This is a genomic window from Methylosinus sp. R-45379 (assembly GCF_001644125.1).
In the GTDB taxonomy this organism is placed as follows: Bacteria; Pseudomonadota; Alphaproteobacteria; order Rhizobiales; family Beijerinckiaceae; genus Methylosinus.
Genome location: NZ_LUUM01000309.1, coordinates 175,887 through 201,669, shown reverse-complemented (window position 1 = coordinate 201,669; position 25,783 = coordinate 175,887). Strand labels below are relative to the sequence as shown.

Below are 25,783 nucleotides of genomic sequence, written 5' to 3'. Positions count from 1 at the left end.
AACTGAACGGTTCAGTTTTTCCCGGGGATGGAAAAGCAACGCAAAGGCTGAGACAAGGCCTGCGTGGGACTGCTGCGGGAGGAGGGACAGAATGACGGGGTTGGACCTGAGCATATGACCGAGGAAGCGGAGGCGACCGCGACGGAGCCGGCCACAGACCATGTGCCGAATCGCAAGGAGTGTCAGATCCTCTCGGCGGCTCGGACTCAATTTCTGGAGCAGGGCTTCGCCGAGACGTCCATGGACGGAATCGCGCGCGCGGCGGGCGTGTCGAAAGCGACGCTCTACGCCTATTTCCCCAGCAAGGAAGCGCTGTTTCGCAATCTCATCGAGATCGAATGCAGCCAAAAATGCGTCGATGTCCCCAAGCCCGATTTCGACCTCGGCGCCGAGCAGGCGCTACGCGAGCTCTGCGCGCATTTCGTCGCCCGCTTCCTGACCCGGGAATGGGCCGCTTTTTTCAAGGCGGTGTCGAGCGAGCGCTGGCGCTACCCCGAGCTCTGCCATCTCTATTTCAACAGCGGCAAGCAGAATGTCCTCGATCTCGTCTCCGGCTATCTCGACGAGGCGAAGGCGAAAGGCCTGCTCGCCTTCGACGACGCGCAAATGGCGGCGGAGCAATTGCTGCATCTCACCGTCTCCGATTTGCCCATGCGCGTGGCGCTCGGATTGGAGTTGCGCAGCGAGGCGGAATATGAGCGGGTGATGGAGTCCGGCCTCGCCGTCTTCTTGAAGGCCTATGCGCCTTAGCGCTTCCGCCTCTCCCGCTTTCGCGGGAGAGGGGAGAATTGGCGCGGCGCGCATGGCCACGCGTCGATCGGACGAGTCCGTCCGATCGGAAAGCGCTCTAATGCGCAGGTCCCATCGCGCGGCGACAGGCGCTCTCGCATTCCTTGCACACATCCGCGCAGATGCGACAATGCTCGTGATGCTTGGCGTGGCGTCGACACTCCTTCTCGCAGGCGCGACACATATCGACGCAAGCCTGTAGAACGGCGCGCATCGCCGTCTCATCCGTCGCGCTGCGCCGCGAGGCGATGGCGCCCGCCGCGAGGCATATGTCCGCGCAATCCTGATCGAGCCTTATGCAGCGACGAAGATCGGCGACATTCTCCTCGGTGAGGCAGGCGTCGGCGCAAACGGCGCAGGCCTGCGCGCAATCGAAGCAGGCTTCGACACAGCCGACGAGCGCGGCGTCGGCGCGGCCGCGCATTTGCGGATGGCTGGCGATGATGGCTTCCACATGCATGAGTCGTCCCTCCTTGAGATTTGCTTCACGATTTGGTCGCGTGCTCCGGCTTGCCCTTGCGCTTGGTGGCGGCGAATTCCTCGAGCTGCTTCTCGGTCATGGAGTCGAGCATGGAACGCGAGGCTCCTATGAGCTCGCTCTTTGGAATCTCGCCGCGCTTGGCCGCCAGCGCGGCGCCGGCGGCCATTTGCTGAGCCTTTGATTTGGCGGGCATGGGCTCCTCCCCTTCGACGTCTCGCGCCGCGGGAAGGCGACGCGGGGCGGAGGATAACCCCTTTGCGCCGGAGAGGTTCCTTCAGCCGCGCCGCGGCATGCTCCAGCGCGGCGCTCGGCCGCCGCTCGCGAGATAGACGCCGATGGAAACGCAGAGCAGCGCGATCTGCTCTATGGGCGAAGGGATTTCGCCGAGCATCGGAACGGCGATCAGCGCCGCCATGGGCGGCACCAGAGCCGAAAAGGCAGCGCCCGCCGAAGCGCCGAGCAGCTCTATGCCTTTGCCGAAGAGAAACAGCGCCACGATCGACACCATGACGCCCTGGAACAAGGTCTGCATCACAATGTCGCGCAGCGGCGCGTCCATTCCATGCAAGCCGTGAAAGGCGAGATAGAGCGGCCCATAGAGAATGAGCGAGCCTGTCGAGACCAGCGCCGCGGCATGCAGCGAATCGAGGCCCGACGCGCGCAGCACGATCGCATAGCCCGCCCAGACGAAAGCCGCGCTCAAAAGCAGAATATGCCCGATCTGCGTCTCGCCGAATGACAATGCGCCCGGCCCCGCAATGGCCGCGCCGCCCAGAGCGATGAGCGCATAGCCGATGAGGCGGCTCGCGGTGAAGCGTTCCCGCGTGAGTAGAAACGACAGCAGCGCGACGAAGAGCGGCATGGAGCCCGGCAGCAGCGCGCCCGCATGAGCGACCGGCGCGAGCCTGAGCCCGCTGGCGGCGACGAGAACATAAGGCGCGCCGGCGCTACAGACGAGAATGAGGAGACGCAGAGGGCCGAGCCGCTCCAGCGCGAGCCCTTTGCGCAGCACGATCGGAAACAGCAGCACGCCGGCGGCGCCGAAGCGCAGCATTGTGAGATCATAGACCGAGAGCGTCGTCGTCACGCCGAGCCGCGTGACGACGAGCCAAGTCGCCCAAACGGTGACGGCGGAAACGCCGAACATCGCGCCCGTGGCGTATCGCGCCGTCTGCGGAGCGCTTTCGGCGACACCATCGCTCATCGGATTCTCTCCCCTTCGAAGCTGCGCCGCACTCATAATCGAGCGGAGCCGAAAGCGCGAGCCTCTCCTTTTCGCCATATTTTCGTCGCGGCCCCGTTTGACCTCGCTCATCGCTGCGCCATCTCACGCCAATGTCTTCCTATCTTCCCATAGGCGAGCTGTTCCTGCTCGGCTTCCGCACGCCGCATGTCCCGCCTTGGATGCGCGATTTCGCGCGCGACTATGGGCTCGGCGGCGTCATCCTCTTCGATTACGACTGCACGGATCGCAAATATGAGCGCAACATCTTCTCACCCGCGCAGGTGAAGGCGCTCTGTGAAGAGATTCACGCGCTGCCGACGCGGCCGATGATCTTCATCGATCAGGAGGGCGGCAAGGTGCGGCGGCTGAAGGAGGAGCGCGGCTTCGCGCCGCTGCCGAGCGCGCGCCAATTCGGTCGGCTGACAAAACAGGAGCGGCTCGACGCGCTGCGTCCCGCCTATGCGGAAATGCGCGATCTCGGCATTGACGCCGATCTCGCCCCCGTCGTCGATCTCGACATAAATCCCGACAGTCCCGACATCGGCTCGGCGCAACGCAGCTTCTCCGCCGATCCACGCGTCGTGGAGGAATGCGTCGCCGCGCTGGTCGAGGTCGCGCGCGCGACCGGGCTGAAGCTGTGCCTGAAGCATTTTCCCGGCACGGGCGGCGCCAAGGTCAATCCGCACGATCATGTGATGGATCTCTCCGATTGCATCACCGACACGCAGGTGAAAATCTTCGAGACGCTGGCGCCGCGCATTCCCATGGTTCTGTTCAGCCATGGCGTCGTGAATCAGTGGGAGAAGGACACGCCCTGCTGTCTCTCTTCCATCGCCATTCGTAAATTGCGGCAATGGGCGCCGCAGACTGTGGTCGTGACCGACGATCTGCAGATGCAGGGCGTGCAAAAGCTGATGACGACGGAGGAGGCCGCGCTGCGCGCCTTGCGCGCCGGCGCGGATTTCATCCTCATCGGCAATAATATGAAGGACGAGCAGGACGAATCGGCGCGCTATGCGCAGAAGCTTCTCGACGCCTGCGAGACGGATGCGTCTCTGCGCGCCAATGCTCAGGCCGCGATCGAGCGCATCCGGCGCCTCAAGGCGTGAAGCGCGCGCCTCACCATTCCTCGGCGGAGCGCTCGCCGGCGACCCAGGTCGAAACGATGCGAAGGCTCTGCGGATCGAAGGCCGTCATATCGGCGCGATAGCCGGCGACGAGCCGGCCGAGCCTTTTGCCGAGCCCCAGGAAATTCGCCGGATTGGCGGAAGCGAGGACGAGCGCGCGCTCGAGCGGAAGATCGAGCAGCGCGACGCAATTGCGCACCGCGCTCGCCATATCCAGCGAAGCGCCGGCGAGCGTGCCCTCCGCCGTCACGCAGCGTCCATCCTCTACGAGAATCTCCCTGCCCTGTAAGGCGAATCCGCGTCCGTCGCCGCCGACGGGCGGCATTGCGTCGGTGACGAGCATGGGATGGCCGAGGCCGGCGCGCAGAGCGAGGCGTAAAATCGCCGGATCGACATGCTCGCCATCGACGATGAGCCCGTAAGAGGCGGAGGAAGATTCGAGCGCCGCCGCGATCGGCCCCGGCTCGCGGTTCGCGAGCGGACGCATTGCGTTGAAGAGATGGGTGAAGCCGGTCAGTCCTTCCGCCATCGCCGCGCGCGTCTGCGCGTAATTCGCCATGGAATGGCCGAGCGCAATTTTGCAGCCGGCGGCGACGAGCTCGGTGATGAAGCCCGGCGGCGCCTCCTCCGGCGCGAGGGTGACGAGCGACACGCCGCCCGGCGGCGGCGCGAGCATCTCGATATGATGCGGCGATGGCGCGCGACGGAGATCGGCGCGATGCACGCCGAGCCGCTCCGGCGAGATGAACGGGCCTTCGAAATGCACGCCGAGCACGCCGGGCGCATGTGGGAGAATGTCGGTCACGGCGCGCTTGGCCGCGATCATCTTCTCATCCGTGTCGGTGATGAGAGTCGGCAGCAGCGAGGTCGTGCCGAATTTGCGATGCGCCCGAAGGATCGTCGCGATCGCCTCCGGCGTCGGCGAATCGTTGAACAGAACATCGCCGCCGCCATTCACCTGAATATCGATGAAGCCCGGCGCGAGCCAGACGCCTTTCGGCAGCTCGAGCACATCGGCGCCGCGCGGAATCTCGCGACGCAAAATGAGCGAGACGATGTTCTCGCCCTCTATCACCACCGCGCAGTCGCGATGCGCCGTTTCGCCGTCGAAGACGACGTCGGCGGCGATCGTTCGGCGCGACTCCTCGCTCATCGCGTGCGCGTCACCTTTTGCAAATGGCGCGGGCGATCGACATCGACGCCGCGCGCCGCTGCGAGCCGCGCCGCCATGGCGTAAAAGCTCTGAATGAGGCAGATGGCGTCGGTCTCGGGATGATCGGATGCGATCGTCGGCAAGCGATTGCGCGTCTCATCCTCGCGATCCGTCGTGAACAGAGCCGCGCCTTTGCCGCGCAAATCCTCGGCCAGACGACGCATGCCGCTCGCCGCCTCATCGGTCGGCGTCAGCATCAGGATCGGATAGAGCGGCGAGACCAGCGACACCGGTCCATGCATGAATTCCGCGGAGCTGAACGCCTCCGCATGGAGATTGGCCGTCTCCTTCAGCTTCAGCGCCGCTTCGCGTGCTATGGCCAGCGTCGGCCCGCGTCCTATGGCGACGAGACTTTCCGCGCGCGAGAAGGCGTCCACCATTCGCGACCAATCGAGCTCGGCCGCGCGCGCGAGCCGCTCCGGCAGACGCGCGAGCGCGTCCTCGAGCGCGCGATCCTGAGACCAAAGCGCGACGAGACGCGCCAGCGCGGCGAGCGAGGCGATGAAGGTCTTCGTCGCCGGCACGGCGAATTCCGGTCCTGCGGCCATTGGCAGAACGAACTCGCATTGCGCGGCGAGCTCGCTCTCGACCTCATTGACGAGGCAAGCGGTGACGGCGCCGCTGCGGCGCGCGGCGGCGGCCTGCTCTATGAGATCATTGCTGCCGCCCGATTGCGAGATCGCGAGAAAGAATTGGCCGTCGAGCCGCAGCGCGCCGCCATAGACGCTGGTGATGTTCGGCGCGGCGGAGGCGACCGGCAGGCCGAGTCCACGCTCGATGAGATGCTTTGCGAATGTCGCCGCGTGAGCGGAGCTGCCGCGCGCGCAAGTGACGACGACGCGCGGATTTACATCGCGCAAGCGCGCGACGAGCGGCGCGAGGCGCGGGGCGATGAGCCCCTGTTGTCTTGCGACCGCATGCGGCGCCTCGCGCGCTTCGATCGCCATTTGATTGTCTTGCATGATCATCGGCGGCTCTGCTGCAGCTCTGTCACGCCCCCCGCCCGCGCCCCTTATGGCACGGGAGCGCGCTTCGAGCGAGCGCGAAATCCTTTGCGCGGCAGCGTCTTCGCTTGCGAATTCCACTGCGAAGGACGAACTGTTCCGTAAGGAGGCGTCACATGGAAACGGAACGTCCGAGCCCACGCTATTCATCGATCGACGCATGGGAGCCGAGCGAGATTCTCGACGCGATGATCGAAGGGCAATTCGCCGCTGTCGCCGCCGTGCGCGCGGCGCGTCCTGCGATGGAAGCGGCGGCGCTCGCGGTCGTGCGGCGCCTCGCGCGCGGCGGACGCATCGTCTATGTCGGCGCCGGAACATCGGGCCGGCTCGCGGTGCAGGACGGCGCCGAGCTGACGCCGACCTTCAGCTGGCCACAGGAGCGCCTGCTGCTGCTGATGGCGGGCGGCGACGACGCGCTGCTGAAAGCCGTGGAAGGCGCCGAGGACGAGACCGAACGCGGCGCCGAGCTGATGCGCCGCCATGCGATCGGCGAGGCCGATGTCGTCATCGCCGTCGCGGCGAGCGGCACGACGCCCTTCACCCTCGCCTGCCTGCGCGAGGCGGCGCGGCATGGCGCCTTGACGATCGGCGTCGCCAATAATCGCGACGCGCCGCTGCTCGCCGAAGCGGAGCATGAGATATTTCTCGACACGGGATCGGAAGCGATCGCAGGCTCGACGCGCATGAAGGCCGGCACGGCGCAGCGCGTCGCGCTGCTGATGCTGTCATCGCTGGTGATGATTCTGCAAGGCCGCGTCTATGAAGGGCTGATGGTCGATGTGCAGGCCTCCAACAAAAAGCTCGCGCGTCGCAGCGAGCGCATTCTGGCGCGGCTCACCGGACGCGAGAGCGCGGAGATAGGCGCGGCGCTGCGTCGCGCGGGCGGCAGCGTGAAGCTGGCCTATCTGCTGCTCGAGGGCCATGGGCTCGGCGAAGCGCGCGCCGCGCTCGAAGGATCGCGCGGTCATTTGCGCCGCGCGGTGGAGGCGCTCGCCGGCGCGCCGGCCGAGGGACCGAAAAAATCCGGCGTGACGGAGGCCCATCGGCCCGAATTTTGATGCGTCTTCGGCGAAGAGGTATAATAAATATTCGCCGGAAAGGATTCGCGAGAGCCATGACAGTCAACAAGATCGACGCGCTGCTGGCGCTTCGCAGCGAAGGACGTTTCCTGGTCGGACGCGATCGCATCAAGCTTTTGGAGGCGGTCGCCGAATATGGCAGCATCACCAAGGCCGCGAAGGTCGTCGGCTTCAGCTATAAGACGGCGTGGGATGCTGTGAACGCCATCAATAATCTTCTGCCCAGCCCCGCCTTTGTGACAAAGGCCGGCGGCCGCTCCGGCGGCGGCGCGGAGGTGACGACGGAAGGGCGCCGGCTCATCGCCACATTTCATCGGCTGGAGGAGCGGCTGTCGCGCATCTCCTCGCTCATCGCCGAGGAGGGGCTCGAGGATCAGGATGATTTTCTCCTTTGGAGCGTGGGCGTAAAAATTTCTGCGCGCAATGTATTCCAGACGGAAGTCGTCTCGGTGAAGAAATGGCCGGTCGATGTCGAGGTGACGCTGCGCGTGTCGCCGGAGACCTCCATTCACGCCATCGTCACCAATGACTCGGCGGTGGAGCTGGGCCTCGAGCCGGGACGCAAGACTCTGGCGCTGATCAAATCCTCCTTCGTTCATCTCACCACGCCCGAGCACACGCCCCCCGGCGTGCGCAATCAATTCGTCGGCGTGGTGCGGCGGCGAATCGACGCGGAGCGCAACAGCGAGGTCCTGCTCGACATTGGCGCGGGCAAGACGATGCACGCCGTCGTGCCGCGCCAGACGGCGGAAGACCTCGGCATTGCCGAGGGCGAGCGGGCCGTCGCCAGCTTCAGCCCGACCGACGTCATCCTCGCGGTCGACTGATACGATTTCCGTTTGAACCGCTCGCATTGTGGCTTGTCATTCCCGGCGGGCTGAAAGCCCGACCGGGAATCCAGAGCCACAAAAGCGCTGGTTTTGCTCTGGATTCCCGATCGCTCGCTTTGCGAGCGTCGGGAATGACACCGAACCAATCAAGCGGATCGGGTATGACAATCGAATTCTCTATCGCTGGTAGAAAGATCAATCAGCGGGCTGCCCGCCGATAAAATGAGCGCTCGCGTCGATTGACACGCCCGCGGCGGCGCTTTTATGTTTTCATTATGTATCGCCTCGACATAGCGAGTCGCCTCGCCCTTCTTCCCAGCCGCCGCAATGTGCTGGCGGCGATCCCTTCCGCGCTCGGCGTCGCTTTGCTCGGCAGGCCCGCGCGGGCGGCGGACGAGCGCCTTGTCGTCGTCACCTCCTTCCCGGAAGAGCTGACGACGCGCTATGAGGCGGAGTTCGAGAAGGTCTATCCCGGCGTTCACGTCCAATTCGTCTGGAAGCAGTCGCGCGACGCGCTCGCGCTGCTGAGCGACAAGGACCAGGGCGGCGCCGATGTCTATTGGGCGCCCGCTCTCGGAAATTTCCCTATATTGCGCGACCGCGGCGCCTTTCAGAAATTCTCGGTCGATCGCGCCGCTCTGCCCGGCCGGCTCGGCGATCAGCTCCTCTCCGACCCGAACGGCCTGTTCGAGGCCTATGACGTCGCCGGCTATGGGATCGTGGTCGATCCGGCCGCGCTCGCGCGCGACGGGCTAAAGCCGCCAAAGAGCTGGAGCGACCTCGCCTCCCCCGCCTATGCCGGCCGCATTGTCATGCCGATTCCGGCCAAGGTGGGCTTCTCGCCGGCGCTCTATGACATCGTGCTGCAGTCGGAAGGCTGGGAGCGCGGCTGGGCGCTGCTGGCGGAAATCGCCGGCGGCGCGGAGCTGCTGGGCTCCGGCTCCGGCCCGACGGCGAGCGTCAAGGACGGCCATGCGGCGCTCGGCCTCACCGTCGACTTCTTCGCCTTCAACGCGCTGGCCAATGGCGAATCCATCTCCTTCGTCTATCCGGAGAAGACCGCCTTTCTGCCAGCCCATATCGCCATCACGGCCGGCACGCAGCGTTTTTCGGCGGCCAAGGCCTTCGTCGATTTCGCGCTCTCCTCCAAGGGCCAGAAGCTGATGATGGAGGCCGACAGCAGCCGCCATCCGGCCCGCCCGGACGCCTATGCCGGCAAGCCGGCGGCCGTGGTCAACCCCTTCGCCCTGCCGCCGGGAACCTTCTATCCTTATGACGCCGAGATCGGCCGGCGGCGGCCCGGCGTCGTCAGCGTGATGTTCGATCTCGCCATCACCGAGCGCCACACCGAGACGCAGCGCCTTTGGCGGGCCATTCACGCCGCCGAGGCGCGGCTCGCCGCCGCCCCTGACTCTGCAGGCGCCGCCGCTGTGGCGAAGGCGCGCAAGCTCGCCGGCTTCACGCCTATTTCTGAGGCCCAGGCGAAAGATTCCGCATTTCTCGATCGTTTTTCCAGCCGCGAGCTGAAGGACGGCGACCTCGCCGCCCGTTGGCGCGCAGAAATTTCATCGGCCCGAGCCGAGGCGCTGAGCCTTGTCGCTTCCGCCGAGCAGCGTCTGTGAGGCGGCGGCTTCTCCTTCCCTTCGCGCTGCTTTTTCTCTCCGCCGGCGCGCCCTATGAGAACCCCAAGCTCGACGGCGACGCTTTCTCCCGGCCCCTGGCCGGGCTGGACGAGGGTTTTCTGCGCGGCTTCCGGCAGGGAAGCGCGCTGTTCCATCAGGCCTGGGTGATCGGCCCCTCGCAGGATCAGACCGAGATCACAGGGCTGGGACCGCTCTATAATCGGCTCTCATGCATCGCCTGCCATGTGAAGAACGGCCGCGGCCCGGCGCCGGACCCGGAGAATGGCATCGCCCGCGCCATGGTGGTGCGACTGGGCTTGCCCGGCCGCGACGCCCATGGCGGCCCCCTGCCGCATCCCGCCTATGGCGGCCAGCTCAATCCGGAGGGCAATCCCGGCGTGCCGGGCGAGGGCCGCGCGATCGTGACGTTCGACGAGGTCGAGACGCGCCTTTCCGACGGCGAGATCGTCTCGCTGCGCCGCCCGCGCCTTTCGTTTCGCGATCTCGCCTATGGGCCGCTCGGCGACAAGGTGCGGATTTCGCTGCGCAACGCCCCGCCGGTTTTCGGCCTCGGCCTGCTCGAGGCCGTGCCGGACGATGAGATAACACGCCATGCGGTGGGCCAGGGCCGCGGCCGGCCGAACCATGTCTATGACATGGCGGCCGGCCGCATGGCGCTCGGCCGCTTCGGCCTCAAGGCCAATCAGCCGGATTTGCGGCAGCAAATCGCCAACGCCTTCGCCGAGGACATCGGCGTCTCCTCCTATCTCTTCCCCGAGCCCAATTGCACCGCTGTGCAGCCGGAATGCCGCGCGGCGGCGGGACACGAGATCGAGCTGACCTACACGCGGCTCGAGGCCTCGCTCGCCTATATGCGCGGCCTCGCCGTGCCCGCTCGCCGCAATCAGGACGATCCGCGCGTCGCCAAAGGCGAGGCGCTGTTCCGCGAGATCGGCTGCGCCGCCTGCCATCGCGAGACGATGAAGCTCGGCCCGGTCGGCTTCGCGCCCTGGCTGAGCGGGACCGAAATTCATCCCTATAGCGATCTTCTGCTGCACGACATGGGCGAAGGGCTCGCCGACGGACGCGAGGATTTCGAAGCCGGCCCGCGCGACTGGCGCACGCCGCCGCTTTGGGGCCTCGGCCTCGCCGGCCGCTTTGGAACGCCCGTGGATTTTCTCCACGACGGCCGCGCCCGCAGCGTCACAGAGGCGATCCTCTGGCACGGCGGAGAGGCGGAGGGCGCAGCGCAGCGGTTTCGCAGCCTGACGCGCGAGGAGCGGGGAGAGCTGCTCACATTTTTGGGGTCGCTCTAATGGCGACCATTCGCAAAGGCCCCCTCCTTCTCCGTCCCCCGCCAATGGCGGGAGAGGGAAGCGGGCAGCGCGGCGCGAGTTCTCGATGAAGCGCGGAATCTGCTCCCTCTCCCGCGAAGCGGGGGAGGGCTGGGGAGGGGGCGTCGGGACTACGGGACTATCGGGGGAAGAACCATGAAATCAAGCAGACTGGCGCCCTTGGGCGCCGCCAGCGTCGCCGCGCTCATCGCAAGCGGCGCGGCGCTCGCCGAGCAGCCGCAACCTTTCGATCTCGGCGAGATCCACGTCGGCGCCGAGCGCAAGAGCGCGCCGGCGGACAAGAAAAAGGACGACGGCCCGGCGCCGCTGCAGCAAACCGACTCCTATGGCGGCGTGACCATCAGCAACCGCCAGAACGAGACCTTCCAGCGCGACTCGCTCGATCGCGCCGTCAATCTCGCGGCCGGCGTCGTCAGCAATTCGACAGGCGGCACGCGCAATGAGCAGAACATCTATGTACGCGGCTTCGACCGCTGGCAGGTTCCGCTCACCATCGACGGCGTTCGCGTCTATCTGCCAGCCGACAATCGGCTAGACTTCGCGCGCTTCATGACGCCGGACGTCGCCTCGGTGCAGATCGCCAAGGGCTATGTCTCGGTGCTCGACGGGCCGGGCGGCATGGGCGGCCAGATCAATCTCGTCTCGCGCAAGCCGACAAAGGAGATAGAGGGCGAGCTGCGCACCGGCCTCGAATTCGGCCGCGACGGCAGCTATGAGGGCATAAAGACCTATGCGCTGCTCGGCACGAAGCAGGACAATTATTATCTGCAGCTCAGCGGCTCCTGGCGCGATCTGCGCGGCTGGATGCTGCCGGAGAGCTATACGCCGACCAATAATCAAGGCGAGGGCTTCCGCGGCAATTCAGGGACCTATGATTGGAGTCTCAACGCCAAGGCCGGCTACACGCCCAATGACACCGACGAATATTCGCTGAGCTTCATCCGCCAGGACGGCAAGAAGGGCGCGCCCTATCACACCACCGACGGGCTGAACAGCCAGCGCTATTGGCGCTGGCCCTATTGGCGCGTGCAGAATCTCTATTTCCTGTCCAACACCAAGATCGGCGATTCCTCCTATGTGAAGACCAAGGCCTATTGGAGCAAGTTCGACAACGACCTCTTCTCCTACAACGACCCCTTCCTCGCCTATCAATCCTCGGCCAAAGCCTTCCGCAGCTATTATCAGGATTATGCGCTCGGGGCCGATATAGAGGTCGGGCATGATTTCGGCGAGGTCGACACGCTGAAGATCGCCGGCCACTACCGCTTCGACGAGCACGCCACCTGGCAGGAATATTACGGCGTCAATGTCGCCAATAAATCGACCGGATGCGTCATAAACGTCATCTGCTTCACTCAACCGGTCGTCTACACGCAGGAAGACACTTATTCGATCGCGGTCGAGAACACCTTTCATCCGACCAAGGACATCGATCTCGTCGGCGGCTTCGCCTACGACTGGCGCCATCTGCGCAAGGCAGATGATTTCGTGGTCGGCACGGGCGTCATCGGCTATCAGCTGCGGGATGTGCAGGCCCCCAATTTCCAGGGCGCGGCGATCTGGCGCTACAGCGACACCAACAAAGTCTATTTCAACGTCTCCGACCGCGAGCGCTTCCCCACCATCTTCGAGCGTTTCAGCTCGCGTTTCGGCGGCGCCACCTCCAACCCCGGCCTGATGCCGGAGCGCGCGATCAATTTCGATCTCGGCTGGGCGAGCGAATTCGCGCCGGGCAGCCGCATTCAGTTGGACGCCTTCCACTCCATCGTCCGCAATCTGATCCAATCCGTGCCGGCGCCCGCCTATGGCGCGAGCGTCACTCAGAGCCAGAATGTCGGCGACGCCAGCTTCTGGGGCGGGGAAGTCTCGGTCGATTATCGCGCCTCCGACGAGCTGTCGCTGGGCGGCAATCTGACGCTGATGCGCCGCTCGGTCTATGCGCCTTACATCCTCAACTTCCAGCCGACGGGCGTGCCGGATGGCAAGCTGTTCCTCTATGCCGGCTGGCGGCCGCTCGAAGGGCTGACGCTGACGCCCAATGTCGAAATGAACAGCAATCGCTGGACCTCGAACACGGCGGGGACGATCTATTATCGGACCGGCGCGTTTTTCCTGGCCAATTTCACCGCCGAATATCAGCTCCATCCGAACTTCAAGATCGAAGGCGGCGTGCGCAACATGTTCGACACCGCCTACACCTTCACCGACGGCTATCCCGAGGCAGGGCGCAGCTTCTTCCTCGGCGCCAAGGCGACGTTCTAGAGCGCTTACCGATCGAACGGAATCGTTCGATCGATCAGAATTCGCTCCCCCGCGAGAATCGAGAGCGCGATCCGATCGGATTGGATGGCGCTCCAACGGCTCGCGGGGCTCGCCGCGCGGCGGCCCCGACGGCGACGCTTTGCAAGCGGGCGCGGCGCGGCTACCAATGGGGAAAAGGGGCGCGGGTGATTCGTTTCGGCCGCGTTCCCGCTCTGGCCGGCGCCGACCCATGGCGATCCGGCGGCTCCTTCGGATGGCCCCATGACCAAATTCGCGCTCGACGCCCTCGATCTCGCCGCGCTTCTCTCCTCCCGCGTCTGCCATGACGTGATCTCGCCCGTCGGCGCCATCGTCAACGGGCTGGAGGTGCTGGAGGAGGAGAAGGACGCCGAGATGCGCGGCCATGCGCTGGCGCTAATCAAATCCAGCGCCGCGGAAGCCTCCGCGCGATTGCAATTCTGCCGCCTCGCCTTCGGCGCCGCCGGCTCCAAGGGCGCCGAGATCGACACCGGCGACGCCGAGCATGTGACGCGCCAGCTGCTCGCCGACGAACGCACCAAGCTCGAATGGAGCGTGCCGCGCGTGCTGATGTCGAAGAATAAGGTGAAGCTGCTGCTCAATCTCTGCCTGATCGCCGATGCGGCGATTCCGCGCGGCGGCGTCATCTCCGTCGTCTCCACCGGCGAGCGCGACGATATTTCCTTCACCTTGGAGGCCAAAGGCGTGAACGCCCGCATCGCAGCGGCGATTCCGGGCCTGCTGGCCGGCGAGCCGGAAGAAGGCGTCGTCGACGCGCGCGCCATTCAGGCCTATTACGCCGGCCTCGTCGCCAAGGCGAGCGGGCTCGACGTCGTGATCTCCACGCAGCCGGAGCATGTGACCATCACCGCCCGCCCTTCCGCCGAGCAGGCGGAGGAGGAGATCGAGACGCCGGCGGCGCTCGAAGCCTGAGGAAGCCTCCGCGCCAGGCGACCTCGAGCGCGGGGATTTCAGTTCTTTTAACCAGAATGCGTCAAGAATGGCGTCGACGCCGCTCACGCGGCCAGAGACGAACGACGCCATGGATGAACTTCTCAACGATTTCCTCGTCGAGACCGCCGAGCACATTGATGCGGCGACGATGGAGCTCGTCTGTCTCGAGAAGGACCCGGGCGATCAGGCGCTCATCGCCAGCCTCTTCCGCCATGTGCACACGATCAAAGGCACCAGCGGCTTCTTGAAGCTGCCGCGCGTCGGCCGGCTGACCCATTCGACCGAAGCGCTCATCGGCGCTTTGCGCGACGGCGCGCCGATGACCGCCTCGCATGTCACGCTGATCTTCGCGGCCGTGGACCGGCTGAAGGATATTCTCGCCGAAATGGGCCGCTCCGAGGAGGAGCCGGCTGGCGACGACGACGATCTCATCGCCGCTCTGGAAGAGGCGACGCGCCGCTCCCGCCTCGGCGAGGAAGAGCCCGACCCCGCCGAGGCGAGCGGCGCCGCTGCGCCCGCCTCCCGCGCCGCTGCGACGCCGGGCGAGACGCATTCCGCCGGCGTCGCCCATATCGGCGAGACGGTCCGCGTCTCGGTCAATGTGCTCGATCGGCTGATGGGCATCGTCTCCGAGCTGGTCTCCACCCGCAATCGTCTGCTCGAATTGTCGAGCGCCTGGGCGGGCGGCGACGAGGCCATGAGCAGCACGGTGCAGACGCTCTCCAACATCACCAGCGATCTGCAGGATGCGGTGATGAGCGCGCGCATGCAGCCGGTCGGGCGGCTATTCTCGACGCTGCCGCGGCAGGTGCGCGATCTCGCCCATGATCTCGGCAAGAAGATCGTCATCACGACGGAAGGCTCGGACACGGAGCTGGACCGGCAGGTGATCGAGCTGATCCGGGCGCCGCTCACCCATATCATTCGCAATTGCGCCGACCATGGCGTCGAATCCCCGGCCGAGCGCGCACGCATCGGCAAGAGCGAGACCGGCGTCATCTCGGTGCGCGCCGCCTATGACGCCGGCCAGATCATCATCGACATCGCCGACGACGGCCGCGGGCTCGACGCCTCGCGCATCCGCTCCAAAGCCTTGGCGATCGGGCTCGTCTCGGAGGCCGATATCTCCAAGCTCAGCGACAGCGAGCTGTTCGAGCTGGTCTTCACGCCGGGCTTCTCGACTGTCGATGGCGTCACCAGCGTCTCCGGCCGCGGCGTCGGCATGGATGTGGTGCGCGAGAACATTCAGTCGATCGGCGGCTCCGTCTCGCTGACCTCGCGCCATGGCCGCGGCGCCTGCGTCACTCTGCGCATTCCACTGACGCTCGCCATCACGCCGGCGCTGATTTTGACGACCAATGGCGCGCGCTTCGCCATACCGCAGATGACCGTGGTCGAGCTGGTCGGGGTCGGCCGCGGCTTCGAGCATGCGATCCAATATATCCATGACGCGCCGGTGCTGCGCCTGCGCAATGACGTGCTGCCTCTGCTCGATCTCGCCGCGACGCTCGGCCTCGGCCGCCCGGCGCAGGAGAGGACGCGCGACGGCTTCGTCGTCGTGCTGCGCATCGGCAGCGCGCGCTTCGGCCTGCTGGTGGAGACGATCGCCGATGTGCAGGAGATCGTCATCGAGCCGCTGGTGAGCGCGGTGGCGCGGCTCGGGGTCTTCTCGGGCCAGACAATTCTCGGCGACGGCTCGGTGGTGCTGATTCTCGATCCCGCCGCTCTGCTCGAGCACGCCGGCCTGCAGCGGCTCGCCGAGCGCCCGGCCGAAGCGACGACGCCGGAAGTCTTCGTTCCGCGCACGGAGAAGACGCGCATCATCATCGTCAAGTCCGGCCCCGGCCCGCTGAAGGCGCTGCCTCTGTCGCTGGTGCTGCGCATAGAGGATGTGCCGCGCGAGCGGCTGATCGCCTCGGACGGCGCCTTCGTCATGGCCTATCGCGACAGCCTGCTGCCGATCATTCCGGCGACGACGGACATGGCGCTCGACCGCGCCTCCTATCCCATACTCGTGCTGTCGGGAGCCGGCCAGTCCATGGGCCTGCTGATCGAGGACATCATCGACGTCACCGACGAGATTCTCGATCTCCAGAGAGAGAGCGGCTCGGCGCATATTCTCGGCTCCATCCAGCTCGGCGGCGATATCGTCGAGTTTTTGGACGCCACCTATTTCATGCGCATCGCCTGCCCGGCCGCCGTGGCGCGCGGCGTCAACAAGCGGCATCGCATTCTGCTCGTGGACGACAAGGCCTTCTTCCGCGACATGCTGGCGCCGATCCTCGGCTCGGCCGGCTATGACGTGACGACCGCGGCCTCGGCGCCGGAAGCGCTCTCCTTCCTGCGCAAGGGGCTGTCCGTCGAGGCGGTGGTGACGGATACCGACATGCCGGAAATGGACGGCTATAATTTCGCCCGCGCGTTGCATGCGCTGCCCGGCCTCGCCGAGCTGCCGGTGGTGGCGCTCGCCGCCCAGGCGGCGCCCAGCGTGCTCGCGGCGGCCAAGGCCTGCGGCATCGCCGCCGTCGCCGGCAAGTTCGATCGGCGCGCGCTCATCGAATGCGTCGGCCGCCTGCTCGACAAGACGGACACGGCGCCGCGCGATCTCGAATTGCGCATCATGTCGGAGCTCGCCGCATGACCCAAACGCAACGCGACGCGAACGGGCGCCGCCGGCAAGGCGATACGGGCAAGGAGCAGTCGCGCAACTTCACCATAAAGGTGCGCGGTCAGACCTTCGGCCTGCCGGTGGAATGCGTGAAGACGATCTTCCATATCGAGCAGGTGACGCCGGTTCCGCTGGCCCCGCGCGAGATCGCCGGCCTCGCCAATCTGCGCGGCCGCATCGTCACCGCGCTGCGGCTCGACCGCTGCCTCGAGATCGACGACGGCGACCACTCCGATTCGAATCTCGCGGTCTGCATCGAGCACAATGGCGAGCGCTACGCTCTGCTCATCGACGAGACCGGCGACGTCGTCACCTGCGAGGAAGACGACCGCATCCTCTGCCCGACCCATGTCGGCCAGCAATTCGTCGACGCCACCAACGCCTGCTACCGGCTCGACGACGATTTTCTGCCCATACTCGACATAGCGGCGCTGGTGAGGCGCCTGTCGAGGCCGGGCGAGAGCGGCGGCCGCGACGGACATTCGAGAGACGCATCCCGAGGAGTAGACTGATGAAGCAGATTCTGGTCGTCGACGATTCCGCGGTCATCCGCAAGGTCGCGCGCCGCATTCTCGAAGGGATGCAATTCTCCACCGTGGAGGCGGAGAATGGCCGCAAGGCGCTGGTCGCCTGTGAGCAATCCATGCCGGACGCGATCCTGCTCGACTGGAACATGCCAGAGATGGACGGCGTCGAGTTCCTGCGCGCGCTGCGCAAGATGCCGGGCGGCGCCGGGCCGAAAGTGGTGTTCTGCACCACGGAGAACGAGGCGAGCTATATCGCCCAGGCGATGGACGCGGGCGCCGACGAATACATAATGAAGCCCTTCGACCAGCATGTCGTGCGCTCCAAGCTCGAGGACATAGGCGTCATCTGAGGCGCGGGCCGCGACGGAACAGGAGCGCTCTCTTCAGGGAGCGACGGCGAAATGCGGAAATGTGCGGAGCCTCGCCATTTTCGGCCGGGCGCGACGGATATGGCGGAGGGCGCGCGATGAGCCTCGCCTTCGCGCGGCTGCGCCGTCTCATCGGCTCGCTCGTCGGCGTCTCGCTCGGCGCCGACAAGCTCTATATAGCGCAGAGCCGGCTGGAGCCGATCATGCGCGCGCAGGACTGCCGCGACCTCTCCGAGCTGATGCGCCTCATCGAGCGGCGCGAGGACGAGGCGCTGCTGCAGCGCGTCGTCGACGCGATGACCAATAATGAGACCTCCTTCTTCCGCGATCGCGTCCCCTTTCAGCGGCTGAAGCGTGATTGGCTGCCGGAGCTGATGGCGCGGCGCGCCGAGACGCGGCGCCTGCGCATCTGGTCGGCCGCCTGCTCGACCGGCCAGGAGCCCTACTCCATCGCCATGGCGCTGGCCGAAATGGGCGAGGCGCTCGCCGGCTGGAGCGTCGAGATTCTCGCCACCGATGTTTCGGAGACCGCGCTGACGACGGCGCGGCGCGGCGTCTACAGCCAGTTCGAGGCGCAGCGCGGCCTTTCTATCGGCAGGCTGCTGGCCCATTTCGACCAGAAGGACGGACTCTGGCGGATCCGCGACGAGCTGCGAGCGAATATCGCCTTCCGCAAGCTCAATCTGCTCGATGACTTCTCGGGCGAGGCGCCCTTCGACATCGTCTTTTGCCGCAATGTGCTCATTTATTTCGAGCCTGCGGTGAAAAGCCGCGTGCTCACGCGCCTGCGCGACACTCTCGCAGACAATGGATGTCTGGTCCTCGGCGCGGCCGAGACGATCGGCGAGCGCATCGGCGGCCTCACCCCTGCCAGCGACGCCGCCTGGCTGCTGCTGCCGCGCCCTTCGCCGCGGCCGCTCGCCGCCATCGGCGCGTGAGCGCGGCTCGCGGCCTTCCCTCTGAACGCGCGAAGGGGCTCCCGAGGGAGCCCCTTTTCGATTCTTGCGGCCGTCTTCGCCGATGGGTCAGGCGGTGATGCGCTCGTCGGCTTCGCTCGGCTCGCGCAGCACATAGCCGCGGCCCCACACCGTCTCTATGTAGTTGCGGCCGTCGCTGGCGTTGGCGAGCTTCTTGCGCAGCTTGCAGATGAACACGTCGATGATCTTGAGCTCCGGCTCGTCCATGCCGCCATAGAGATGATTGAGGAACATCTCCTTGGTGAGCGTCGTGCCCTTGCGTAGCGAGAGCAGCTCCAGCATCTGATATTCCTTGCCGGTCAGATGCACGCGGGCGCCGGAGACCTCGACCGTCTTCTGGTCCAGATTGACGACGAGATCGCCGGTCGTGATGACCGATTGGGCGTGGCCCTTCGAGCGGCGAACAATGGCGTGAATGCGCGCCACCAGCTCGTCCTTGTGGAAGGGCTTCGTCAGATAATCGTCAGCGCCGAAGCCCAGACCCTTCACCTTGTCCTCTATGCCGGCGAGGCCGGACAGGATCAGAATCGGCGTCTTGACCTTGGCCACCCGCAAGGTGCGCAGCACCTCGTAGCCGGACATGTCGGGCAGATTCAAATCGAGCAGGATGATGTCGTAATCGTAGAGCTTCCCGAGATCTATGCCTTCCTCGCCGAGATCTGTCGCATAGACGTTGAAGTTCTCGGATTTGAGCATGAGCTCGATGCTTTGAGCGGTCGCGCTGTCATCCTCTATCAGTAAAACGCGCATTTTCGGTCCCCACCCAGCTCCACCAAATCTTCCCCCGGACGTCGTCGCGTCGCCCGAGCGTCGACGATGCGCCGCGCTTCGTCGGCCGCCCGCCAAGATCCATATCTATTTGTCGAAACGCTAAGCGGTAATGGTTAACAAACCCTGACCTTCGGCCCGGCGGCAAACCAGAACCTTAATCGTCGACGGCTAAGCGCCGAGACGCGCCGGGAACAGCGTCTCTCGAGGGAGACGAATCGACCGGCCTTCTGTTTATACAAGCCGTCCGCCCGCCTGCGAAGCGGCGCGCGGCTACGCAAACGCCGCGGCGAAAGCTTCGCGAAAGCTCGCCGCGCGGCCGTGTCGCGCAGCGCTCACGATTGACTTATGCGCGGGCTTTCTCCTATATGCCGGCGCGGCGTCGCAGAGACGCGTTTCGTGCGGGGGCTTGCGCGCCCGCGAAAAAGGCGAAAAGAGACAGCCGCAGGGGCGAGAAAAAAGCGCCCTACGAGACCAAAATTAGATCGAGGGCCGTGGCGGCGGCCAGCCGATGACGAGCGGTCGGCGCGAGGCGATGACGGCTCTTCGATCGGCGACCTGAGCGAGCGGAGACCCAAGGTGAAGAGAACTTATCAACCCAGCAAATTGGTGCGCAAGCGCCGTCACGGCTTTCGCGCCCGTATGGCGACCGTCGGCGGCCGCAATGTCCTCGCGGCGCGCCGCGCCCGCGGACGCAAGCGCCTGTCCGCCTGATTTTCGCCGGCTTCTCGGCCAGGGAGGACGGGAGGCGTGAGCGAGAACATCCCAGACGAAACGCGGAAGACCAAACCGCGACGCCTGCGCAAGCGGCGCGAATTTTTGCGCGCCGCCGCGAGCGGGCTGAGCCGCGGCGCGCGCGCCTTCAAGCTGCAGGCGGCGGCGCGGGAGGGCGGCGACATGGACGCGCCGCGCTTCGGCTTCACCGTGACGAAGAAGATCTCCGGCGCCGTCGGTCGCAACCGCATTCGGCGCCGCCTCAAGGAGGCGCTGCGGCTCTGCGGCGCTTCCGGTCTCCCGGGCTATGATTATGTCTTCGTCGCCCGACCCGACGCGTTGACCGCGCCCTTTTCGGAATTGACGGCGCAGATCGTGGATGGGCTGACCAAGCTCAGGCCCGGCCAGAAGGGCCGGAACCGGCGCAACTCCTAAAGACAGGCCGCAGGCGTCATGAACGAATATACCAAGAATGTCCTCATAGCGGCCGGCCTGTCGATGCTGGTGATCGGCGGCTGGGATTTTTTCTACGCCTTTCCCAAGCTCGATCGGCAGCAGAAAGAGGCGCAGCTCGCGCAGCAGCAAAAGCCCGGCGCGCCGCAAAAGCCGGTCGCCGCCCAGCCCGCCGACAAGGCCGCGCCCGCGGCTCGGCAGGCGCAGCCGCAGCAGACCGCCGCCGCCGCCAAGCCCGCGCCCAAGACGCGCGAGGCCGCTCTCGCCGAGAGCAAGCGCGTCGCCATCGACACGCCTTCCATCTCCGGCTCCATCTCGTTGAAGGGCGGCCGCATCGACGATGTCTCGCTGAAAAATTATCACGAGACCGTCGATCCCAAGAGCCCGATCATCGTGCTGCTCTCGCCGGAGAACGCGCCGCAGCCCTATTACGCCGAATCGGGCTTCCTCGCCTCCGACAAGGATCAGGCGCCGCCCGCCCTGCCGAACAGCGAATCGCTGTGGAGCGCCGATCACGATCAGCTCTCCGTCGGCCAGCCCTTGACGCTCAGCTTCGACAATGGCCAGGGCCTCGTCTTCAAGCGCAAGATCGCGGTCGACGACCAATATATGTTCTCCGTGACCGACAGCGTCGAGAATCACGGCCAGGGTTCCGTCACCCTCTATCCCTATCTGCGCGTCTCGCGCATCGGCGCTCTGCAGAGCGCCGGCTATGCGGCCCTGCACGAGGGCTTCGTCGGCGTGCTGGGCGAGGCCGGCCTGCAGGAGCTGAAGTTCGAGAAGGTCGAGAAAGAGCCGCACGCCACCAAATCTTTCGAGGCGACCGGCGGCTGGCTCGGCTTCACCGAGAAATATTGGGCCGCCGTGCTGGTGCCGCAGCAGGACCGCACGCTGGTGGCGCGCTTCTCGGCTTCGGGCGCCGGAACGACCAAGGCCTATCAGGCCGATACGGTGGAGGCGCCGCTGACCATCGCGCCGGGCGCCTCCGGCTCCGTGGCCTCGCGCATCTTCGCCGGCGCCAAGGTCGTCGACACGCTCGACGCCTATGAGGGCCAGGGCATCAAGCTCTTCGACCGGCTCATCGATTGGGGCTGGTTCTACTTCCTCACCCGGCCGATGTTCCGCATCATCGACGGCCTGTTCCATGTGCTCGGCAATTTCGGCCTCGCCATTCTGGCCGTCACCGTGCTGGTCAAGATCGCCTTCCTGCCGCTCGCCAATAAGAGCTATCTGGCCGTGGCCAAGATGAAGGCGATTCAGCCCAAGATCGCGGAGCTGAAGGCGAAATACGGCGACGACAAGCAGGCGCTGAGCCGCGAGCAGATGGAGCTGTTCAAGCGCGAGAAGGTCAATCCGGCCGGCGGCTGCCTGCCCGCGCTGCTGCAGATTCCGGTGTTCTTCTCGCTCTACAAGGTGCTGGTCATCACGATCGAGATGCGCCACGCGCCCTTCTATGGCTGGATCAAGGACCTCTCGGCGCCGGACCCGACCAATATCTTCAACCTCTTCGGCCTCATCCCCTTCGACCCGACTCAGATTCCGGTATTCGGCTCGTTTCTGTGGCTCGGCGTCTGGCCGCTCGTCATGGGCGTCTCCATGTGGATGCAGATGAAGATGAACCCGGAGCCGACCGACGAGGTGCAGAAGATCGCCTTCGGCTGGATGCCGGTGATCTTCACCTTCTCGATGGGCGGCTTCGCCTCCGGCCTGGTGATCTATTGGACCTGGAACAATGTGCTCTCGGTGGCGCAGCAATGGGTCATCATGAAGCGCGCAGGCGTCAAGTTCGAGCTGTGGGACAATCTGAAGAACACCTTCGCCTTCCTCAAGAAGCCCGCCTGATCGCGCCTTGAACGAAGCCCGCGACGAGGATTTCACGGAACCGGGCCGGCTGCTCTTCGCCGGCCCGTGTGATTTCATATTCGCCAGCGCGAAATCCGGCGATCTGCCGCCGATCGGCCCGCCGGAGATCGCCTTCGCCGGCCGCTCCAATGTCGGCAAGTCCTCCCTGCTCAACGCCCTTACCGGCCGCAAGGCGCTGGCGCGCGTCTCCAACACGCCGGGGCGCACGCAGCAGCTCAATTTCTTCGCGCTCGGCGCCGCGCCGGGCGCGGAGCCGCTGCGTCTCGTCGACATGCCCGGCTATGGCTACGCCGCCGTCGGCAAGGAGAAGATCGCCAATTGGACGCGGCTGATGGAGGAGTTTCTGCGCGGCCGCGCCTCGCTGATCCGCGTCTTCGTGCTCATCGACAGCCGCCGCGGCGTGAAGGATCTGGACGAGCAGATGTTCGATCTGCTCGACCGCGCCGCCGTCTCCTATCAGATCGTGCTGACGAAGCATGACGAGCTGAAGGTCTCCGAGCGCGAGGCCGCTGTCGCCGCGGTGGAGGCAGCGCTCGCCAAGCGCCCGGCCGCCTTCCCGCGCCTCGCCGTCACCTCCTCCCGCTCGGGCGATGGCGTCGCGGAGCTTCGAGCCGGGATCGCGCGGCTGCTGGCCGAACGAAACGCTTGAATATTGCAGCCTCGTCGGTTCTAACCACCTCATTCGAATGAAGCGTCGCGGCGCCCACCCTCCCCTTGCAGGGGGAGGGTCGGCCGGCGAAGCCGGACGGGGTGGGGTGCAGGCCCGAGACTCGGGGCGTCACCCCCTCCCGAGCGCCTTCAGCGCTCGGCCTCCCCCATCGAGGGGGAGGTGGGGCGTCGGTCATTCGCTCGATTGGCGTGTTCTCTCAACACAGGCGGACCCATGACCGAGGATTCGGCCGACAGCGCGCTCCAGCAAGCCCGTATTCTCATGCAGGCGCTGCCGCATATGCTGCGCTATGACGAGGCGACCGTCGTGGTGAAATATGGCGGCCACGCCATGGGCGACGACAAGGTCGCGCGCGACTTCGCCCGCGACATGGTGCTGCTCGAGCAATCGGGCGTGAACCCCGTCGTCGTGCATGGCGGCGGCCCGCAGATCGGCGCCATGCTGGGCAAGCTCGGCATAAAATCCGAATTCGCCGATGGGCTGCGCGTCACCGACAAGGCGACGATGGAAATCGTCGAGATGGTGCTCGCCGGCTATATCAACAAGCAGATCGTCGGCTTCATCAATTCCGAAGGCGGCCGCGCCATCGGCCTCTGCGGCAAGGACGGCCGCATGGTGACGGCCGAAAAGCTCGCGCGCCCCAATCACGAGGACGGCAAGGCGATCGATCTCGGCTTCGTCGGCGAAGTGGCCAAGGTCGACACCACAGTGCTGGACCAGGTGCTCGGCCGCGAGCTGATCCCCGTGCTCGCGCCCGTCGCGCAGGGCCTCGACGGCGAGACCTACAACATCAACGCCGACACTTTCGCCGGCGCCATCGCCGGCGCGCTCGGCGCCAAGCGCCTTTTGTTCCTCACCGACGTTCCCGGCGTGCTGGACAAGAACAAGCAGCTCATCAAGGAGCTGAAAGTCTCCGATATTCCGGGCCTCGTCGCCGACGGCACCATCACCGGCGGCATGATCCCCAAGGTCGAGACCTGCATGTATGCGATCGAGCGCGGCGTCGAAGGCGTCGTCATCCTCGACGGCAAGCTGCCGCATGCAGTGCTGATCGAGCTTTTGACCGATCATGGCGCCGGCACGCTGATCACGAGGTGACGCACTGATGGCGACGAGCGTGGCGACGAAACGATCCGGAAGCCGCCTCACGGCTCAGGATCGCGTCGCTCCGCTCGCGATGACGAGCGCGCGATGACAGAGCCCGCCGATCAGCCGCGCCTGCTGACCATCGCCAATCGCTTCGCCCATGTCGACACATGGGTCTTCGATCTCGACAACACGCTCTATCCCGCCTCATCGGACCTCTGGCCGAAGATCGACCATCGGATCACTCTGTTCATGATCCGCCTGTTCGGCCTCGACGGAATGTCGTCGCGCGCGCTGCAGAAGCATTACTACAAGCAATATGGCACGACGCTACGCGGGCTGATGACCGAGCATGGCGTCGACGCCGATGCTTTCTTGAAATTCGTCCATGACGTCGATCGCTCATCGCTGCTGCCCAATCATTCGCTGGCGGCGGCGATCGCGGCGCTGCCGGGCCGCAAGCTCATTCTCACCAATGGCTCGCGCGAGCATGCGCTCGACACGGCGAAGCAGCTCGCCATCGATCATATTTTCGAGGATGTGTTCGATATTGTCGCGGCCGATTTCATCGCCAAGCCGCATGAGGAGGCCTATGAGCGCTTCTTCGAGCGCCATGGCGTGGAGCCGAAGCGCTCGGCGCTGTTCGAAGATATAGCCCGCAACCTTGTCATCCCCCATGCGCGCGGCATGACCACCGTGCTGGTGACGCCGGAAGCAGGTCATGAGGAGAAGCGCGAAGCCTGGGAGATCGCCCATGGACGCGAGCCGCATGTGGATTTTACAACCAATGATCTCGCGGGATTTTTGGAGGGGCTGACGGCGACGTCACAACCCCAGTAGAGGCCTGATCTTCGTCGTCATCGGACCGCAGGCGGCCCGAAGCTTTCCTCCTCATGCAGGTTTTCCGGCGTCACCCCGGCGAGAAGATCATCCAGAGAGTATTCGGGCGCCGTAAGCGGCTCGATCACCACGCGGCCGCCTTCGACGCGCACCTGGACAGCTTGGTCGATCTCGAGGCGCGCCTGCTCCACAACGGCCGAGGGTATGCGCACAGCCGCGGAGTCGCCCCATTTTTCGACGATCGCTCGCATCGGGAAACCTCGCGTATCTGCATCTTAGAAACCGACGACCGGGGCGGCGCATCGTCGATGCCGATTTCCCATCCCGTTCAGAAACTGTCACATTTTCGCAACGAACGCGCATTCTTTCTACCATTGCCTTGACTGTAGCGCGCGCGCTCTCTTCAATGCGCCAATGATGCGAGCGGGGGCACATCGGCGTTTCGGAGCGAGCGTGATCGCGCGCGCACTCGCCTGCCTGCTCATGCTGCAGGGTTTCATCGCCGCCGCAGGCCCGACGCTCGCCGAACAGACACGAGACGTCGCCGGCTGGACCGAAGCTCATGCGACGACGTCCGAGCTCTGCAATAGACAAAGCGGCGAACGTCCGTCGGGCGATCACTCCTCCTGCGAACATTGCGTGTTGTGCATGCTCGGCGCGCGCAGCGCGGCGTCGATCGTCGCAGCGATCTGGAACGCCGCAACGATCGTGCTGGCGGCCGATCTGCATTCGCACGCGCCGCCGCGCAGCACGGACGCCGCAAAGCTCTCGACGCCGCTCGGCTGGGCCAGCAGCTGGTCGTCGCGCGCGCCGCCCTCCTTCTCCTGATCCGAAACGAATCGCGGCCGTCTCGCCGCATATCACCATCGGAATCGCGCGCGCGTTCGACG

General features: G+C 65.6%; 26 protein-coding genes. 19 read left to right on the top strand and 7 right to left on the bottom strand.

Annotation, left to right across the window (positions count from 1 at the left end):
• The first annotated feature begins 114 nt into the window (after positions 1-114).
• Positions 115-750, top strand: coding sequence for a TetR/AcrR family transcriptional regulator (locus A1351_RS23145; RefSeq protein WP_024878488.1), 636 nt, complete (start codon positions 115-117; stop codon positions 748-750).
• Positions 751-847: 97 nt separating this feature from the next.
• On the opposite strand, the gene A1351_RS23140 is transcribed toward A1351_RS23145, so the two are convergent.
• The 3 genes from A1351_RS23140 to A1351_RS23130 form a co-directional block, all read right to left on the bottom strand.
• Positions 848-1,249, bottom strand: coding sequence for a four-helix bundle copper-binding protein (locus A1351_RS23140; protein WP_026600015.1), 402 nt, complete (start codon positions 1,247-1,249; stop codon positions 848-850).
• Positions 1,250-1,274: 25 nt separating this feature from the next.
• Complete coding sequence (locus A1351_RS23135) at positions 1,275-1,463, bottom strand: DUF3008 family protein (protein WP_064034028.1); 189 nt, start codon at positions 1,461-1,463, stop codon at positions 1,275-1,277.
• A gap of 81 nt (positions 1,464-1,544) precedes the next feature.
• Entirely contained in the window at positions 1,545-2,474 is a 930-nt protein-coding gene (locus tag A1351_RS23130; RefSeq protein ID WP_064034027.1) for a DMT family transporter, read from the bottom strand.
• 131 nt (positions 2,475-2,605) lie between these two features.
• Between A1351_RS23130 and A1351_RS23125 the strand changes: the two genes are divergently transcribed.
• Positions 2,606-3,604: a glycoside hydrolase family 3 N-terminal domain-containing protein gene (locus tag A1351_RS23125; protein WP_064034026.1), complete on the top strand. Its 999-nt coding sequence runs from the start codon at positions 2,606-2,608 to the stop codon at positions 3,602-3,604.
• Positions 3,605-3,614: 10 nt separating this feature from the next.
• Here the strand turns inward: A1351_RS23125 and nagA are convergent, their stop codons facing one another.
• Complete coding sequence (gene nagA, locus A1351_RS23120; RefSeq protein ID WP_024878483.1) at positions 3,615-4,775, bottom strand: N-acetylglucosamine-6-phosphate deacetylase; 1,161 nt, start codon at positions 4,773-4,775, stop codon at positions 3,615-3,617.
• Positions 4,772-5,803, bottom strand: a complete 1,032-nt coding sequence (locus A1351_RS23115) for an SIS domain-containing protein (protein ID WP_024878482.1) — start codon at positions 5,801-5,803, stop codon at positions 4,772-4,774. Before A1351_RS23115 ends, nagA begins: the two co-directional genes overlap by 4 nt.
• A gap of 152 nt (positions 5,804-5,955) precedes the next feature.
• Here A1351_RS23115 and A1351_RS23110 point away from each other — a divergent pair, with 152 nt between their 5' ends.
• The 10 genes from A1351_RS23110 to A1351_RS23060 all read left to right on the top strand — a co-directional run bounded on the left by A1351_RS23110 (position 5,956) and on the right by A1351_RS23060 (position 18,460).
• Positions 5,956-6,897, top strand: coding sequence for an N-acetylmuramic acid 6-phosphate etherase (locus tag A1351_RS23110; RefSeq protein ID WP_024878481.1), 942 nt, complete (start codon positions 5,956-5,958; stop codon positions 6,895-6,897).
• A 56-nt stretch (positions 6,898-6,953) separates the two neighbouring features.
• The gene (locus A1351_RS23105) at positions 6,954-7,745 is read left to right on the top strand and encodes a TOBE domain-containing protein (protein WP_024878480.1); all 792 of its coding nucleotides are present in this window, start codon (positions 6,954-6,956) and stop codon (positions 7,743-7,745) included.
• Positions 7,746-7,987: 242 nt separating this feature from the next.
• Positions 7,988-9,370: an ABC transporter substrate-binding protein gene (locus tag A1351_RS23100; protein ID WP_245291711.1), complete on the top strand. Its 1,383-nt coding sequence runs from the start codon at positions 7,988-7,990 to the stop codon at positions 9,368-9,370.
• Positions 9,367-10,686: a di-heme oxidoredictase family protein gene (locus tag A1351_RS23095; protein ID WP_083967474.1), complete on the top strand. Its 1,320-nt coding sequence runs from the start codon at positions 9,367-9,369 to the stop codon at positions 10,684-10,686. The genes A1351_RS23100 and A1351_RS23095 overlap by 4 nt, the downstream gene beginning before the upstream one ends.
• A 174-nt stretch (positions 10,687-10,860) precedes the next feature.
• A complete protein-coding gene (locus A1351_RS23090) occupies positions 10,861-12,987 on the top strand; it encodes a TonB-dependent receptor (protein WP_024878477.1) in 2,127 nt (708 codons plus the stop codon).
• 261 nt (positions 12,988-13,248) lie between these two features.
• Positions 13,249-13,938, top strand: coding sequence for a histidine phosphotransferase ChpT (chpT, locus tag A1351_RS23080; protein WP_024878475.1), 690 nt, complete (start codon positions 13,249-13,251; stop codon positions 13,936-13,938).
• A 109-nt stretch (positions 13,939-14,047) separates the two neighbouring features.
• Positions 14,048-16,600, top strand: a complete 2,553-nt coding sequence (locus A1351_RS23075; RefSeq protein WP_026600004.1) for a hybrid sensor histidine kinase/response regulator — start codon at positions 14,048-14,050, stop codon at positions 16,598-16,600.
• Positions 16,597-17,139, top strand: coding sequence for a chemotaxis protein CheW (locus A1351_RS23070; RefSeq protein WP_026600003.1), 543 nt, complete (start codon positions 16,597-16,599; stop codon positions 17,137-17,139). The genes A1351_RS23075 and A1351_RS23070 overlap by 4 nt, the downstream gene beginning before the upstream one ends.
• Positions 17,139-17,504 carry a response regulator gene (locus A1351_RS23065; RefSeq protein ID WP_024878472.1) on the top strand — a complete coding sequence of 122 codons (366 nt, stop codon included), beginning with the start codon at positions 17,139-17,141 and terminating at the stop codon, positions 17,502-17,504. The genes A1351_RS23070 and A1351_RS23065 overlap by 1 nt, the downstream gene beginning before the upstream one ends.
• Before the next feature lie 116 nt (positions 17,505-17,620).
• Positions 17,621-18,460, top strand: a complete 840-nt coding sequence (locus A1351_RS23060; protein WP_064034043.1) for a protein-glutamate O-methyltransferase CheR — start codon at positions 17,621-17,623, stop codon at positions 18,458-18,460.
• Positions 18,461-18,547: 87 nt separating this feature from the next.
• Here the strand turns inward: A1351_RS23060 and ctrA are convergent, their stop codons facing one another.
• A complete protein-coding gene (gene ctrA, locus A1351_RS23055; protein ID WP_018266958.1) occupies positions 18,548-19,249 on the bottom strand; it encodes a response regulator transcription factor CtrA in 702 nt (233 codons plus the stop codon).
• Between the two features lie 597 nt (positions 19,250-19,846).
• Here ctrA and rpmH point away from each other — a divergent pair.
• The 6 genes from rpmH to A1351_RS23025 all read left to right on the top strand — a co-directional run bounded on the left by rpmH (position 19,847) and on the right by A1351_RS23025 (position 24,893).
• A complete protein-coding gene (rpmH, locus tag A1351_RS23050; RefSeq protein WP_024878470.1) occupies positions 19,847-19,981 on the top strand; it encodes a 50S ribosomal protein L34 in 135 nt (44 codons plus the stop codon).
• Positions 19,982-20,017: 36 nt separating this feature from the next.
• Positions 20,018-20,416, top strand: a complete 399-nt coding sequence (gene rnpA, locus A1351_RS23045; protein ID WP_026600001.1) for a ribonuclease P protein component — start codon at positions 20,018-20,020, stop codon at positions 20,414-20,416.
• An 18-nt stretch (positions 20,417-20,434) separates the two neighbouring features.
• Positions 20,435-22,276 (top strand): membrane protein insertase YidC, encoded by a 1,842-nt coding sequence (yidC, locus tag A1351_RS23040; RefSeq protein ID WP_064034024.1) that lies wholly within the window; start codon positions 20,435-20,437, stop codon positions 22,274-22,276.
• Between the two features lie 7 nt (positions 22,277-22,283).
• Complete coding sequence (gene yihA / locus A1351_RS23035) at positions 22,284-22,946, top strand: ribosome biogenesis GTP-binding protein YihA/YsxC (RefSeq protein WP_064034023.1); 663 nt, start codon at positions 22,284-22,286, stop codon at positions 22,944-22,946.
• Between the two features lie 234 nt (positions 22,947-23,180).
• The gene (argB, locus tag A1351_RS23030) at positions 23,181-24,065 is read left to right on the top strand and encodes an acetylglutamate kinase (RefSeq protein WP_024878467.1); all 885 of its coding nucleotides are present in this window, start codon (positions 23,181-23,183) and stop codon (positions 24,063-24,065) included.
• Positions 24,066-24,158: 93 nt separating this feature from the next.
• Positions 24,159-24,893, top strand: coding sequence for a pyrimidine 5'-nucleotidase (locus A1351_RS23025; RefSeq protein ID WP_024878466.1), 735 nt, complete (start codon positions 24,159-24,161; stop codon positions 24,891-24,893).
• 17 nt (positions 24,894-24,910) lie between these two features.
• On the opposite strand, the gene A1351_RS23020 is transcribed toward A1351_RS23025, so the two are convergent.
• Positions 24,911-25,144: an AbrB/MazE/SpoVT family DNA-binding domain-containing protein gene (locus A1351_RS23020; RefSeq protein ID WP_024878465.1), complete on the bottom strand. Its 234-nt coding sequence runs from the start codon at positions 25,142-25,144 to the stop codon at positions 24,911-24,913.
• Positions 25,145-25,346: 202 nt separating this feature from the next.
• Between A1351_RS23020 and A1351_RS23015 the strand changes: the two genes are divergently transcribed.
• Positions 25,347-25,721, top strand: coding sequence for a hypothetical protein (locus A1351_RS23015; protein WP_024878464.1), 375 nt, complete (start codon positions 25,347-25,349; stop codon positions 25,719-25,721).
• Positions 25,722-25,783 lie beyond the last annotated feature (62 nt).